The sequence below is a fragment of the Longispora sp. NPDC051575 genome (assembly GCF_040681875.1).
Taxonomy (GTDB): domain Bacteria; phylum Actinomycetota; class Actinomycetes; order Mycobacteriales; family Micromonosporaceae; genus Longispora.
On the sequence record NZ_JBFAZP010000012.1, the window covers coordinates 95636 to 108478 of the forward strand.

Here is a 12843-nt window from a genome sequence, read left to right on the forward strand (position 1 = left end):
TACCTTTGAAAGCGTGATCGGGACGGAGAGCAACTATGAGCGATAACCCTCCGTTCGGCTTCGGACTGCCCGGTGGTGGCATGCCCGACCCGAACGATCCTCAGATGCGCCAGATCATGGCCCAGCTGCAGCAGATCCTCAGCGCCCAGCCCGGCGCCGGCCCGGTGAACTGGGACCTGGCCCGCCAGCTGGCCGTGCAGGAACTCGGCGAGGACCCCCAGCCCACCCAGGCCCAGAAGGACGCGGTCGCGGAGTCGCTGCGGCTCGCCGACCACTGGCTGGACCCGGAGTCGGCCATGCCGTCCGGTTCGTCCAGCGCGGTGGCGTGGAGCCGCAACGAGTGGCTGTACAACACGCTCGACGTGTGGAAGCCGCTGTGCGACCCGCTGGCGGCCCGGATGGTGTCCGCGCTCGGGGACCTGATCCCCGAGGAGCTGCGCGGCCAGCTCGGCCCGATGAGCGCGATGATCGGTTCGCTGGGCGGGGCCATGTTCGGCCAGCAGCTCGGCGCCGCGCTGGCCAAGCTCGCCGCCGAGGTGCTCTCCGCCGGGGACATCGGGCTGCCGCTCGGCCCGGCCGGGGTCGCGGCCCTGGTGCCGGCCAACATCGACGCCTACGCGGACGGCATGGACGTCAGCGGCGACGAGATCCGGTTGTACGTGGCGCTCCGCGAGGCCGCCCACCAGCGCCTCTTCGGCCACGTGCCCTGGCTGCGGTCCCACGTGCTGTCCGCCGTCGAGGCGTACGCGCGGGGCATCTCCATCGACCGCGACGCCGTGGAGGACGTCGTCGGCCGGATCGACCCGACGAACCCGGAGTCGATGCAGGAGGTGTCGTTCGAGGGGATGTTCTCCTCCGCCGACGACAACCCCGAGCAGCAGGCAGCCCTGCGCCGCCTGGAGACGATCCTGGCCCTGATCGAGGGCTGGGTGTGCCACGTGGTGGACAGGGCCTGCGCGGGCCGGCTGCCGGACGCCGACCGGCTGGGCGAGGCGTTCCGGCGCCGTCGCGCGGCGGGTGGGCCCGCCGAGCAGACGTTCGCGACCCTGGTCGGGTTGCAGCTGCGGCCCCGGCGGCTGCGGGAGGCCGCCGCGCTGTGGGCGGCCGTGGGCGAGGTGCGCGGGGTCGAGGGCCGCGACAGTGTCTGGGAGCACCCGGACCTGCTGCCCACCGACGAGGACTTCACCGACCCGACGGCCTTCGCGAACCGGACACTCGGCGACTTCACCGACATCAGTGACCTGTTCACGGAGGAACCCCCGAAGAGCGACGACTAGACGGGTACGAGGTTCCGCGCACCGGAGGCCCTCCCGGCCGAGCCCGGCAGCCCGGGCCGCCCGGGTCCGGGTGGCGACCGGGTCGGGCCTCGAAGCCCGGGCCGGTCGGGCGCGGCTGACGGGCCGCTCGGGCCTCGAAGGCCGGGCGACTCGGACCCGGCCGGCGACCCGGCCGGACCTAGGACAGCAGCGCGCGGGTCGCGTCCCAGCCTTCGAGGGCCTCGTCGAGCCGCCCGAACCCGGCGGGCGAGTCCAACCGGTGCCACGGGGTGGTCACAGCCGCCTCGGGGGGCGGCTCCGAGGACCAGTCCAGGTCGGGGACGCCCCCGGCGAGCCGGGCCGCGATGCCGTACAGGCCGCCGCCGACCGCCGGGGCGACCGCCAGGTCCCTGCTGCTCAGCGGCCTCAGCAGCTTGCCGACGAGCATGGCCGGCAGGTCGGGCACGTCGGGGGCGAGGACCGCGGCGAGGTCGTAGCCGTCGCCGGCCGCCGCGGCGAGGGCCTGGAGCGGGCTGGTCGCCGGGTACACCTTCATGGTCGGCCAGCGCACGGCCTCGACCAGGTCGACGGCGTCCGGCGGCGCGGCCACGGCGGCGTCGGTCTCGGCCAGGCCGGCCACCAGGTCGACCATGTCCTCGGCGAGCGCGGCCCGCCACTTGCCGGGGTCGACGCCGGGCGGGGCCCAGGCGGGCGGGGTGAGCAGGACGATCACGCAGCGGGTGGTCACGTCTCATCTTCGGTCAGGTCGAGTCCGGCGGCCGCCGCGACCCCTTCGAGATAGCCCTGGGCGCGCTCGGCCTTCGGATACCGGCCGACGAGCGCCCAGAACGCGGGCCCGTGCCCGGAGACCATCAGGTGGCTGAGTTCGTGCAGCAGGACGTAGTCGATGACCCACTCGGGCATGCCGCGCAGCCGGTCGGACAGTCGGATGCTGCGCTCGGCCGGGGTGCACGAGCCCCAGCGGGTGTTCTGGTTACCGACCCAGCGCACGGTCTCCGGCGGGTTCTTCAGCTCGGGGAGGAACCGCCGGGCGAGGTGCAGGGCCCGCTCGTACAGGTCGGTGTCGCTGCGGCGGCGGCGCTGGCCCCGGGCGGCGATCCGGTCGAGCATCCGGTCGACCCACTCGCGCTCCTCGGCGCGGCTGAACTGGTTGGGGATGAGCACCACAACCCGGTCGCCGTCCTGGTAGGCGGACACCGTACGTCGGCGGCGATCACTGCGCCGTACCTCGACGTCTGGCCTCTGGGGTGCCACTAGGGCACGCTAACCGGTCCCGGGCCGGTCTCCAAGCCCTTCACGGTGAAATTGTCAAGTCGGCCCTCAACAGATGCATTCTGAGCGCCATAAAGTGTCATACTTCAGACATACTCGGCGTGTTGCGGGTCAACCGGGCCGGCAGATGCCCCCCATCAGGGCAGACTCACGGGGTCGACTTCCTCACAGTGTCGACGTGGCGCTGACGCTTCACCCGTTCGGGGTGGGTACTGTCCGCCGAACCGGTGGTCGCGACCCGCGGCCGGGATGAGCATCAAGGAGGGGTCGCCGTGGCTCAGTACAACGGCTACTGCGTGAAGTGCAAGGAGAAGCGGGACTTCGACGGCACCGTCGAGGTTTCGAAGACCGGGATGAACATGGCGAAGGGCACCTGTCCGGTGTGCGGAACCAAGATGAACCGCATCCTGGGCAAGGCCCCCGCGGCCTAAGGCACTGGAGGGGCGGCCTGACCGGCCGCCCCTTGGTCCGCAACCGGACACCCGCACCGAAAAAGCTGTGGATAACCCGGGTTTCCCTGTGGATAACCCGGTGGACAGGCGCGCCCCTGTGGACAACCGGGCGGCCCGCCGCACGACCCCGGTCAGCCTGAAGGGCATGCGACCACTCCTCGCCCTCCGCCGGCTCCGGCGCGACCTGGGCAGCGTCCAACTCGGCGTCGACCCCGCGCACGCGGTGCTCCTCGACCTCGGCGACCCCCGGCTGACCCGGCTCCTCGACCTGCTCGACGGCACCCGGACCCGGACCCAACTGGCGCTCGCGGCGAAACGCCTCGGCCTGCCCGGGGACGCGCTGCCCGCCCTCCTCGACACCCTCACCTCCGCCGGCCTGCTCCGGGACGGCCTGCTGCCCGCCGGGCTCCCCGAACGGGCCCGCGCCGGCCTGCTGACCGAGGCCCGGGCGCTCGCGGTGCGCACGGACCCCGCCGACGTCCTGCGCCGGCGCTGGGCGGCCACGGTGGCGGTGGTGGGCGAGGACCGCCTCGGCGTACCCCTCGCGTCGGCTCTGGCCTGTTCCGGGGTCGGCACGGTCCGCACCGGCCTGACCGGCCTGGCGGAGCGCTCCGACGCCCTGCCCGGCGGCCTGACGCCCGGACACAGCGGCCGGAGCCGCGCCCTGGCCGCCGCCGACGCGATCCGCCGCGCGGCGCCGCACGCCCGGATCGGCCCCGGCGCCCCCAGCCTCGTGATCCACGTCGGCCACCTGGACCGCCCGGCCCGGCTGGTCGCCCTCGGCCACGCCCGGCAGCGCACCCCGCACCTGATCGTCACCGTCCGTGACGGTCACATCGCGGTCGGCCCGCTGATCCGGCCGGGACACACCGCCTGCCTGGGCTGCCTGGACGGCTACCGCACCGCCCGCGACCCGCGCTGGCCGCTCCTCGCCGCCCAGCTCGCCACCGGCCCGGCCCGCGCGGAGCCCTGCGAGGCCGGCCTGGCCCTGCTCGCGGTCGGTCACGCGACCGTCCAGGCCCTCGCCCAGCTCGACGGCGGGGACCCCGAGACCCTCGACACCACGGTCGAATGGGCCCCGGACGGGACCTCCCGACGGCAGCACTGGCGGCGCGATCCGGACTGCGACTGTTCCCGACGGTGGCCCGGGCGGCAGAACGCCTCCCGAGCGGGGACAATGGGCGGGTGACCGACATCCCGCGCCGCGCACTCTCCCGCACCGCGAAACTCGCCTCGCTGCCCCTCGGCTTCGCCGGGCGGGCCGCCCTCGGCTTCGGCAAGCGGGTGACCGGTATTGCCTCCGAGGTCATCAGCGAAGAGATCCAGCAGCGCACCGCCGAGCAGCTGTTCAGTGTGTTGGGGCAGCTCAAGGGCGGGGCGATGAAGCTCGGCCAGGCCCTGAGCGTGTTCGAGGCGGCCCTGCCCGAGGCCCTCGCCGGGCCGTACCGGGAGGCGCTCACCAAGCTCCAGGAGGCCGCCCCACCGCTGCCGGCCGCCACGGTCCACAAGGTGCTGGCCAAGGAGCTCGGCGCGGACTGGCGCACCCGGTTCCAGGAGTTCGACGACACGCCGACCGCCGCCGCGAGCATCGGACAGGTGCACCGCGCCGTGTGGAGCGACGGCCGGGACGTGGCCGTCAAGGTGCAGTACCCCGGCGCGGGCGACGCCCTGGTCGCCGACCTCAACCAGCTCGCCCGGTTCTCCGCCCTGTTCCGCATCCTCCAACCGGGCCTCGACGTGAAGCCCCTGGTCACGGAGTTGCGCGAGCGGGTCGTCGAGGAGCTCGACTATGAGCTGGAGGCGAGCTACCAGAAGACGTTCGCCGACGCGTACCGGGACGACCCGGAGATCTACGTGCCCGAGGTCGTCGCCGCCGGGCCCCGCGTGATCGTCACCGAATGGATGGCGGGCACCCCGCTGTCGAAGATCATTTCGGGGGGTACGCCGGAGCAGCGCGACCTCGCCGGCCTGCGCATGTCCACCCTGCACTTCTCCGGCCCCACCCGCGCCGGCCTCCTGCACGCCGACCCGCACCCGGGCAACTTCCGCCTCCTCGACGACGGCCGGCTCGGCGTCCTGGACTTCGGCGCCTGCGCCCGGCTCCCCGAGGGCCACCCCGAACCGCTCGGCCGGCTCACCCGGCTCGCGCTGGCCGGCGACGCCGACGCGGTGCTGGCCGGGCTGCGCGGCGAGGGGTTCGTCAAGCCCAACGTCGACGTCGACGCGGAGGCCGTCCTGGAGTACGTGCTGCCGATGCTCGCGCCGATCGCCGAGGACGAGTTCCAGTTCTCCCGGGCATGGCTGCGCTCCGAGGCGACCCGGATCGCGAACCCGAAGTCCCCCGCGTACGCGCTGGGCAAGCAGCTCAACCTGCCCCCGTCGTACCTGCTGATCCACCGGGTCACGCTCGGCTCGATCGGGGTGCTGTGTCAGCTGGAGGCGAAGGCCCCCTACCGCTCGGTCCTCACCCGGTGGCTACCCGGTTTCGCCGACGAGTAGTGCCCTCCTCGATCGTGAGGAGGTTCGCCCGGGCGCAGAACCCGCACAGCCACAGCCTGCCCGCCGGGCCGAGCTGCAGTGCCCAGCCGTCCAGCGGCGGTTCCTCGGCCTCCCGGTCGCACAGCGCACAGTAGACGGACTCTTCCATGACCCCTCCCCCGACGACACACGGTAACCACGGCCGACGTTACGCCGCCTGAGTCCCCGTTGACGACCGCCGCACCGTAACAATCCGTGAACGCGAAGCGCCCGCCCCGGCCAGTGGCCGGAGCGGGCGCGTTGTGTACTAGGGGGTCCCCGTTCTTAGTACTGGGTCCTACTTGGCGTCGTTACGACGCGCGACCCACAGAGCGATGCGACGGGCTGCACGGGACGCCCCCTGGCGACCCGGCGCAGCCTTGGGCATTCGCGCCCGGCTCATCGCTTCGTACTGAAGATGGTTCAGCTGGTTGAATTCGAAGTTCATCGGATGTCCTTGATCTCTGAAAAGTATGGGTAGTACTCGGTGGTGCTCAGGCCGCGCGGAGCTGCGCGTCCCGGGCGAGGTCTTCCTTACGCGGACGGCCCCGGGGCCGCTTCCGCGGTACTACGGTGCCGCGCTCGAAGATCTCGCCACCCCACACGCCCCACGGCTCCTGCCGCTCCAGGGCGCCCGCGAGACACTCCACCCGAACCGGGCAGGCACCACACAGGGTCTTGGCGTTCTCCAGCTCAGCCGGCGCTTCCGCGAACCACAGGTCCGGGTTGTTGCGCCGACACGGCAGGTCGTCACGGTCGGTGTCGATGGCCCGTTCCACGGGGACCAACGCCAGGCTCATGCCCGGTTCACCTCTTCCTGTCTCGTTCCACTACGGCGCTGCCCCTGTTTGGAGCAACGAATAAGGCCGCGGATCCCGGTTATCGGGTTCCGCGGCCTCGAGGTGAGCCGTCGCCTGGTGGTTACCAGGTTTCTCTCCCTCGAGGCGGGGTCCCGCCCACGTACGCCCCCGGCCGCTTGACAGCGGACGACGGACCATCGGCCAGCACGCCAGCGATCAGCGCGGTCTGGACCTGAGCAGAGGCCATGATCGGCCCATTGCTCTTGTGCGACTTGCCCTTGCTCGACTCGACGGTCAGGTGCGGCTCGCCAGCCTGCGCCCAGACAGCGGTCTCCCGCGCCATGGCCGCGACAGCGGTCTCCCGCGCCCCAGCCGCGACAGCGGACACAGAGGTCTTGATCAACTCGGCGGTCTCGGTCGTCATGGTCTCGGTGGTCACGATCGACGCACCGGGGTTGACGAACTCGACTTCCTGGACCAGGAGGCTCTGAGCACCGCTCCGGTTGTGGGCTCTGCCGCTCGTCTCGCTGTTGCAACCCAGCGGACGGACGACGCGCACACCGACACCGAAGTCGAATCCAGCACCCTGTCGCGAGGCGAGCAGGGAGCCGCCACGGGTGTGACCGGCCAGCATCGACAGCTCCGCCGTCGTCATCTCGATGATCTCCACTGTCAACACCTCCCGACTTACTCCCGATCCGGACATGGTCACCGCAGCCAGATTCCTCTGGTGTGGTGCCTGAAGGCTATGCCTCGCGTAGCAAACGCCGCAACCTAATTTACGGTGCCGTTATCCAGGAACTTTGTGTCAGCACGCGACTACGGCTGGCTGGCGGAAACGGCACACCTCAGGGTACGCGACCGGGGCCCGGCGCGGGGCCCCGTCGAGGCCGCCGGGCGCACTCAGCCCGCCGCCCCTTCGGGCAGTACGTCGGCAACGGACTTGCCGGCCACCAGGGCCAAAACCGCCTCGCCGTACAGGTTGAGCTTGCGGGGGCCGATCCCCGCGATGGACACCAGCTGCGGCTCCCCGGACGGGAGCTGTTCGGCGATCGCGGTCAGGGTCGCGTCGGTGAACACCACGTACGCGGGGACCTTGGCCGCGCGGGCCACCTGGGCCCGCCAGTCCTGGAGGCGCTCCAGCAGCTCCTCGTCCATCTCCGAGGGGCAGGTGGCGCAGCGGCCCAGCTTGCGTTCCATCGCGTCCATCAGGGTCACGCCGCAGACCCGGCAGGACACGGAACGCACGGCCGCCCGGTCGCGCTTGCGGGGGGCGGCCGGGGCCTGGACGCCGGTCCGGGGGGTACCCGTCGGGAGGAATCTGCTCGGTCGGCGCGACTGCCGGCCACCCGCCGCCCGGGCCGCCGCCCAGGACAGCCACAGCCACTCCCGGGCCCGGGTGATGCCCACGTAGAGCAGCCGGCGCTCCTCCTCCAGGGCCTCGGGTGTCTTCGCGTACACCGTGGGCAGGGTGCCGTCGGCCAGCCCGACCAGGAACACCGCGTCCCATTCCAGGCCCTTGGCCGAGTGCAGGGAGGCCAGGGTGACGCCCTCGACGGTGGGGGCGTGCTGGGCGGCGGCGCGGCGGTCGAGCTCCTCGGTGAAGGCCGCCAGGCTCGTGTCGCCGCCCCGGTCGCCGTCACCGGAGTCGCGCTGCCCGTGGTCGACCGCCCGGTCGGCGCGCGAGGCCTGGCCCCCGCCGCCCCGGGACGCCGCGAACTCCTCCGCGAGGCCGACCAGGGCCGCCAACGCCTCCCACTTCTCCCGGGCCGCGCCGCCCGCCGGCGGGTTCTCCGACCGCCAGCCCACCGCGTCCAGCGCCTCGGCGACCGTCGGCACCAGCGGGGCGGACGGGTCCGCCGTGCGGGTCGCGACGCGCAGGGCCACCATCGCCTGGCGGATCTCGCCCCGTTCGAAGAAGCGCTCGGAGCCCTGGAGGACGTAGGGGACGGCGGCGTCGGCCAGGGCGCCCTCGTACACCTCTGATTGGGCGTTGATCCTGTAGAGCACGGCTATCTCGCTCGGCGGGGTGCCCGCGTCGATCAGGGCCGCGCACCGGGCGGCGACCGCCGCCGCCTCGGCCGGCTCGTCGGGGAAGTCGCGCACCTCGGGCTCGGGGCCGGCGGGGCGCTGGCCGACGAGTTCCAGCCGGAGCCGGGCCTCCGCGCCGCGCGCCTGGCTGATCACCGTGTTGGCCAGGGCCACGACCTGGGGCGTCGACCGGTAGTCCCGGAACAGCCGGACCACGGTCGCGTCCTTGTGCGTGCGGGGAAAGTCGACCAGGTAGCCCGAGGTGGCCCCGGTGAAGGAGTAGATCGTCTGGCTCGCGTCCCCGACCACGGTCAGGTCGTCGCGGCCCGCCAGCCACGTCTCCAGCAGCTTCTGCTGCACCGGGTTCACGTCCTGGTACTCGTCCACCACGAAATGCCGGTACTGCGAGCGGATCTGCTCCGCCACGTCCTGGTGCTCCTCCATGGCCCACACGGCCGACCGGAGCACGTCCTCGAAGTCGATCATGCCGGCGGCCCGCTTCGCCCGCTCGTACTCCGCGAACACGGCCGCGACCTGGTCCGCCGCCAACGGCAGCTCCCGACCGGCCTTCGTCGCCACCTCCGGGTAGTCCCCCGGCTCCACCAGGGAGGACTTGGCCCACTCGATCTCACTGGCGAGGTCCCGGGCCAGGGTGCGCTCGCCCCGGTGGCCGGTCTTCGCCGCCGCGAGGGTGATCAGCCGGGCCTTGGAGTCCACCAGCTCGGGCATCGCCCGGCCGTGGAAGATTCTCGGGGCGAAATACCGCAACTGCCGCAGGGCGGCGGCGTGGAAGGTGCGCGCCGACACACCCCCGGCGCCCAGCAGCCCCAGCCGGGCCCGCAACTCCGCCGCCGCCCGCGCCGTGAACGTGACCGCCAGCACCTGCTGCGGCTGCACCTGGCCCGACCGCACCCGGTGCGCGATCCGGTGGGTGATGGCCCTGGTCTTCCCCGTGCCCGCGCCTGCCAGGATGCACAACGGGCCGGCCGGGGCGGTCACCGCCGCGCGCTGCTCGTCGTCCAGTCCCGCCAGTACGTCGTCCACGGTCACCGATTCTTTCATCTTGCTCTGTCGCGTGTCGGTCGCCACAACGGAGACTGAATCCCACCGTCGGGATGTTGACCCAGATAGCGTGCGCCCTCAGGAGGTTTGAACAGATGCTGACGATGTACTCCACCACATGGTGCGGCTACTGCCGGCGACTCAAGTCGCAGTTCGACCGGGAGGGCATCACCTACCAGGTGATCGACATCGAGGAGTCGCCGAACGACGCCGAGTTCGTGATGAGCGTCAACGGCGGTAACCAGACGGTTCCGACAATTCGCTTCTCGGATGGTACGGCGATGACCAACCCGTCGATCGTCCAGGTCAAGGAGCAGCTCGCGGCCATCGCGGCCCGGTAGCTGTCCTGTCTCGCGTACGGCCCGGGAGGTTCCGACCTCCCGGGCCGGGCCGTGTCCCTTCGTAGCGCGTTGTTGCCGCCTCAGTGGCACGGCCCGGGGACGGCCGGTCGGATCTCCGCGCGTCTCGCCGTGTGGAACAGGCCGGGGAGGGTGCGGCAGGGCACCAGTTTGACCCGGGCCCAGGCCAGCGGGGTGAAGCTCTCGTACTGCTGCTCTGTGATTCGGCAGACCGACGACTCGCCGGTCAGGCAGTGGGAGTCCCTGCAGGGCGGAACGCTCAGCACGGCCCCGCCTTGTTCAGGAACCGTGCGACCTCGATGCGGGCGACGCACGGCACCATGATGGCCAAGCCGTGGTCTCTGAAGCACTGGATGCAGGTTCCCGCGTTGCTCTCGATGTGTTCCTCGATGATCTTCTCGGCTTCCGCCCGGTTCAGCACCTCGGCCACTCTCGCCATTGGTCACCCTCACCTGTCGCGACTGGTGGATGGGCGCTCCCGGCCCACTTACTCGACATCCGCCCGACTGGGGAGTGGGCGGGAATTCAGCGAACCAGAAGCGCCCTGGACACAGACCCTAAAAGCCACGAAGGCGTGGAAGCTACGAACGTGCGCAGGCTTGCACGAACTAGTCCAATGCGTCCATGGCTACTCGTGCCAGCCGGCCAGCACAGCCAGAGCCCGCGCAGTGAGACCCGAATCCTTCCGGATCTCTCGCAGGCGCTGACCGAGGGCGTTCCTCGCCTGTTGCACACTCGACATGGCCACGGCGGCCTTCCGTCAGGGCCTGTAGTCCTGGTGAGGCGTTGCCACATGCCAGACAGCCTCGAATGCCGAATCGCAGAGTTGAACGACTTCGGGGTCGGTGACGACCTCTTCTCCGGTCATGTTTCCGTCGCCGTCGAAGTGATTGAACAAAACAGTCTTCCCGTCAAACAACCAGTAGCCGTTACCCGGCAGAGCCAAGGCAGAGGCTTCGCGGCGAGGGAGCCAGCGAACGTGTTCGCCCGCCTTGATGTTGTGCCCGTTGGTCACGTCGTACTCGAACCGAATGTAGTCGCTGATCGGCTCGGACACGATCCGAGCCCGTCTGATCTCCACACCCCCGCGCGACCGTCGCAGCCAACAGGTCGAACCACGAGCGCCAGCGTTCGGCAGGGTCGAAGTGGTTTCCTGCCCGCCAGTCAGCGAAGTCGGCGTCGCGCATGTACCCGTCACGCATCTCCAGGTGTACCGCAGATCGCTGGGCCTCGCTGAAGAGCCTTTCGAAGGTCAACGCCCCGCCTCCGGCATGAACTGCAGCATGCGCTTACGGGAACTCAATGACGGTCTCATGGTCCGGGACGTTCAACTCAGCCAGCCGCGCCTCGTCCGTGACCTTCCACGACTGGAAAAGGTAGGTGTCCCGGACGTCGTCGTAGTACAGCGTCGGTGAGCCGTTGTTCGGGCTGTCCGGGTCCTTGCCGAGCAGATACAGAGCCATCTTCGCCTCCGTGATGCGGAAGTTCTATCGACGTGAACGAGTCTGCCCCATTTGCCTGCGAGGCCACCAGAACCTTGCACGAACTTGCGAGCTGAGTCCTTAGAGGCCGTTAGGCGTCGGCCGCGTCGTCGTAAACGCCTGAGGCCATGGCTACCGCGAGGGCCTGCTCCTAGTCCACGTTCTCCGTGGTGGCATAGATGACCTGTGGCACCTCACCAGAGATCTCCGGAAGACCCCTGCGTTGGCCGGCAGCCCGGCGGCACCCATCTCCGGGTACTGCCTTTCCAAGGCTGACGTGTGCGTCTACCCCTCCAGCAAGCCCGCCGCATCTGCCAGCGCGATCATCACCAGGACGGCCCCCACAAAGGTGCCTGCCGCCCAGGCGATCGCGACACCTCCAGTCTGGCCGGCCCGGCCGGCCAGCAGTACTGCGATCAGCGACGCGTTCCCTCCGAGCGAGACGATCAGCAGCACCAGCAGGAAACGCATCACGCTAGCTCCATTCCTAAGCTTTCGATACCGAAAGATATCGTACAACACTCTCTAGGTCGACGCCGAAGGGATCGCCACAGACGATGAACCTCGCCCGCCAGCCTGCCAACGAGGTCGTTGACCCGCATCCGATCCGAACAGTGTCGAAGCTTGGTCGCGTCGCACCAGCTCTCGGCCGTATGCTCGGATTCGCAACCGAACAACATCGAATCCGGGGGGAACAGTGCCCGATCCGCAGGCAGTGAGCTCAGCCGCAGACCTCAAGCGAGAACTCGCCGCGTTGCGCGAGCGAGCAGGGGCGCCAAGCTTCAACAAGCTCGCCGGGAAGATGGGCACGTCACCCTCGACGATCCATGACCTAATCACGAAGGTCGACAGCTTCCCCCGATGGGAGACTGTCGCGCTATACCTCGAAGCAGTCAACGAAGATCCGAAAATCTGGCGGCAGGCATGGATGCGCGCCAATCGCTCCCGTCCGCCACAGACTTCCACCCGGCGGCGACCCCAACGCGCAACTGAAGATGGACCAATCACCCAGCACGACGGTAGTTTTGTCAATAAAGACGCAGTTAAGGGAGGACATTTCTCCTATGTCGGCACGGCGGCGAACCCTGAAGAGCAACGTCTCCGCAATGCAGCGCAGTTCCTTCACGACCAAGCCATAAGATTCCAACAATCTGGAAACTCCGCCCTAGCCGAAAGCTTCTTCCTAGAATCAGCTAAAGCCGGACATCCGTGCGCTCCGCACCACCTCGCGCGCATCTATCTCGCCTCTAACCAGATCACCAGGGCGATTCAGTGGTACCGCTATAGCGCAGATGCGGGCGACTATCACGCAATGCACAATCTTGGGGTTCTGCTGGCACAAATAGGCCAACGTGAGGAAGCTGCCGAGTGGATCAGCCGAGCCAAGGAAGCCGGCCACACTTGTCGCGACGATCACTTGAGCGCTCATCGAGTCACAAGCCAGATTCTGGACGGCTCACTCAAAGAAGACCACTAGTCCGACGATTCGCCTCGCGGATGGTTCGACAATCACCATCGAGGTCAATTGACGGCTGCTTACATTCGAGGCTCGGATCACCGTCGGGCGTCAACTGCCAGAAAGTCGTCACTGC

The 12843-nt window shown here is 69.8% G+C and carries 17 protein-coding genes and 1 pseudogene; 6 read left to right on the forward strand and 12 right to left on the reverse strand.

From position 1 onward, the window contains the following. Window positions 1-35: 35 nt before the first annotated feature. Complete coding sequence (locus AB0M43_RS32990) at window positions 36-1277, forward strand: zinc-dependent metalloprotease (protein ID WP_363730104.1); 1242 nt, start codon at window positions 36-38, stop codon at window positions 1275-1277. A 178-nt stretch (window positions 1278-1455) separates the two neighbouring features. Here the strand turns inward: AB0M43_RS32990 and AB0M43_RS32995 are convergent, their stop codons facing one another. After that, the gene (locus AB0M43_RS32995) at window positions 1456-2004 is read right to left on the reverse strand and encodes a hypothetical protein (protein ID WP_363730107.1); all 549 of its coding nucleotides are present in this window, start codon (window positions 2002-2004) and stop codon (window positions 1456-1458) included. Further along, entirely contained in the window at window positions 2001-2474 is a 474-nt protein-coding gene (locus AB0M43_RS33000; protein WP_363730109.1) for a M48 family metallopeptidase, read from the reverse strand. Before AB0M43_RS33000 ends, AB0M43_RS32995 begins: the two co-directional genes overlap by 4 nt. Window positions 2475-2821: 347 nt before the next feature. Here AB0M43_RS33000 and AB0M43_RS33005 point away from each other — a divergent pair, with 347 nt between their 5' ends. The 3 genes from AB0M43_RS33005 to AB0M43_RS33015 all read left to right on the forward strand — a co-directional run bounded on the left by AB0M43_RS33005 (window position 2822) and on the right by AB0M43_RS33015 (window position 5500). After that, complete coding sequence (locus tag AB0M43_RS33005; RefSeq protein ID WP_363730111.1) at window positions 2822-2980, forward strand: DUF5679 domain-containing protein; 159 nt, start codon at window positions 2822-2824, stop codon at window positions 2978-2980. 100 nt (window positions 2981-3080) lie between these two features. Then, entirely contained in the window at window positions 3081-4190 is a 1110-nt protein-coding gene (locus AB0M43_RS33010; protein ID WP_363730113.1) for a hypothetical protein, read from the forward strand. Further along, a complete protein-coding gene (locus AB0M43_RS33015) occupies window positions 4187-5500 on the forward strand; it encodes an AarF/ABC1/UbiB kinase family protein (RefSeq protein WP_363730117.1) in 1314 nt (437 codons plus the stop codon). The genes AB0M43_RS33010 and AB0M43_RS33015 overlap by 4 nt, the downstream gene beginning before the upstream one ends. On the opposite strand, the gene AB0M43_RS33020 is transcribed toward AB0M43_RS33015, so the two are convergent. The 5 genes from AB0M43_RS33020 to AB0M43_RS33040 form a co-directional block, all read right to left on the reverse strand. Further along, a complete protein-coding gene (locus AB0M43_RS33020) occupies window positions 5466-5648 on the reverse strand; it encodes a hypothetical protein (protein ID WP_363730120.1) in 183 nt (60 codons plus the stop codon). The genes AB0M43_RS33015 and AB0M43_RS33020 overlap by 35 nt on opposite strands. A gap of 168 nt (window positions 5649-5816) precedes the next feature. After that, window positions 5817-5966: a hypothetical protein gene (locus AB0M43_RS33025; protein ID WP_363730121.1), complete on the reverse strand. Its 150-nt coding sequence runs from the start codon at window positions 5964-5966 to the stop codon at window positions 5817-5819. Between the two features lie 46 nt (window positions 5967-6012). Beyond that, window positions 6013-6318: a WhiB family transcriptional regulator gene (locus tag AB0M43_RS33030; RefSeq protein WP_197005485.1), complete on the reverse strand. Its 306-nt coding sequence runs from the start codon at window positions 6316-6318 to the stop codon at window positions 6013-6015. 121 nt (window positions 6319-6439) lie between these two features. Continuing rightward, on the reverse strand, window positions 6440-6988 hold the full coding sequence (locus tag AB0M43_RS33035; protein WP_363730123.1) for a hypothetical protein: 549 nt from the start codon (window positions 6986-6988) through the stop codon (window positions 6440-6442). 233 nt (window positions 6989-7221) lie between these two features. After that, on the reverse strand, window positions 7222-9411 hold the full coding sequence (locus AB0M43_RS33040) for an ATP-dependent DNA helicase UvrD2 (RefSeq protein WP_363730587.1): 2190 nt from the start codon (window positions 9409-9411) through the stop codon (window positions 7222-7224). Between the two features lie 95 nt (window positions 9412-9506). Here AB0M43_RS33040 and AB0M43_RS33045 point away from each other — a divergent pair, with 95 nt between their 5' ends. Beyond that, complete coding sequence (locus tag AB0M43_RS33045; protein ID WP_363730126.1) at window positions 9507-9752, forward strand: mycoredoxin; 246 nt, start codon at window positions 9507-9509, stop codon at window positions 9750-9752. A gap of 277 nt (window positions 9753-10029) precedes the next feature. On the opposite strand, the gene AB0M43_RS33050 is transcribed toward AB0M43_RS33045, so the two are convergent. The 5 genes and pseudogenes from AB0M43_RS33050 to AB0M43_RS33070 form a co-directional block, all read right to left on the reverse strand. Further along, entirely contained in the window at window positions 10030-10200 is a 171-nt protein-coding gene (locus tag AB0M43_RS33050) for a hypothetical protein (RefSeq protein WP_363730128.1), read from the reverse strand. 330 nt (window positions 10201-10530) lie between these two features. Then, window positions 10531-10851: a DUF6879 family protein gene (locus AB0M43_RS33055; RefSeq protein ID WP_363730131.1), complete on the reverse strand. Its 321-nt coding sequence runs from the start codon at window positions 10849-10851 to the stop codon at window positions 10531-10533. A 10-nt stretch (window positions 10852-10861) separates the two neighbouring features. Further along, window positions 10862-11026: pseudogene (locus AB0M43_RS33060) on the reverse strand (DUF6879 family protein); the annotation flags it as partial. Window positions 11027-11059: 33 nt separating this feature from the next. Next, on the reverse strand, window positions 11060-11233 hold the full coding sequence (locus AB0M43_RS33065; RefSeq protein WP_363730133.1) for a hypothetical protein: 174 nt from the start codon (window positions 11231-11233) through the stop codon (window positions 11060-11062). A gap of 303 nt (window positions 11234-11536) precedes the next feature. Further along, window positions 11537-11725, reverse strand: coding sequence for a hypothetical protein (locus AB0M43_RS33070; RefSeq protein WP_363730134.1), 189 nt, complete (start codon window positions 11723-11725; stop codon window positions 11537-11539). A 223-nt stretch (window positions 11726-11948) separates the two neighbouring features. Here AB0M43_RS33070 and AB0M43_RS33075 point away from each other — a divergent pair, with 223 nt between their 5' ends. Next, window positions 11949-12728, forward strand: coding sequence for a hypothetical protein (locus AB0M43_RS33075; RefSeq protein WP_363730137.1), 780 nt, complete (start codon window positions 11949-11951; stop codon window positions 12726-12728). Window positions 12729-12843: the final 115 nt, after the last annotated feature.

Excerpts from the sequence above, each read along its gene's own strand:
- AB0M43_RS32990 (WP_363730104.1), top strand. The coding sequence starts at position 36 with ATGAGCGATAACCCTCCGTTCGGCTTCGGACTGCCCGGTGGTGGCATG.
- AB0M43_RS33020 (WP_363730120.1), bottom strand. The coding sequence starts at position 5,648 with ATGGAAGAGTCCGTCTACTGTGCGCTGTGCGACCGGGAGGCCGAGGAA.
- AB0M43_RS33025 (WP_363730121.1), bottom strand. The coding sequence starts at position 5,966 with ATGAACTTCGAATTCAACCAGCTGAACCATCTTCAGTACGAAGCGATG.
- AB0M43_RS33030 (WP_197005485.1), bottom strand. The coding sequence starts at position 6,318 with ATGAGCCTGGCGTTGGTCCCCGTGGAACGGGCCATCGACACCGACCGT.
- AB0M43_RS33040 (WP_363730587.1), bottom strand. The coding sequence starts at position 9,411 with ATGAAAGAATCGGTGACCGTGGACGACGTACTGGCGGGACTGGACGAC.
- AB0M43_RS33045 (WP_363730126.1), top strand. The coding sequence starts at position 9,507 with ATGCTGACGATGTACTCCACCACATGGTGCGGCTACTGCCGGCGACTC.
- AB0M43_RS33065 (WP_363730133.1), bottom strand. The coding sequence starts at position 11,233 with ATGGCTCTGTATCTGCTCGGCAAGGACCCGGACAGCCCGAACAACGGC.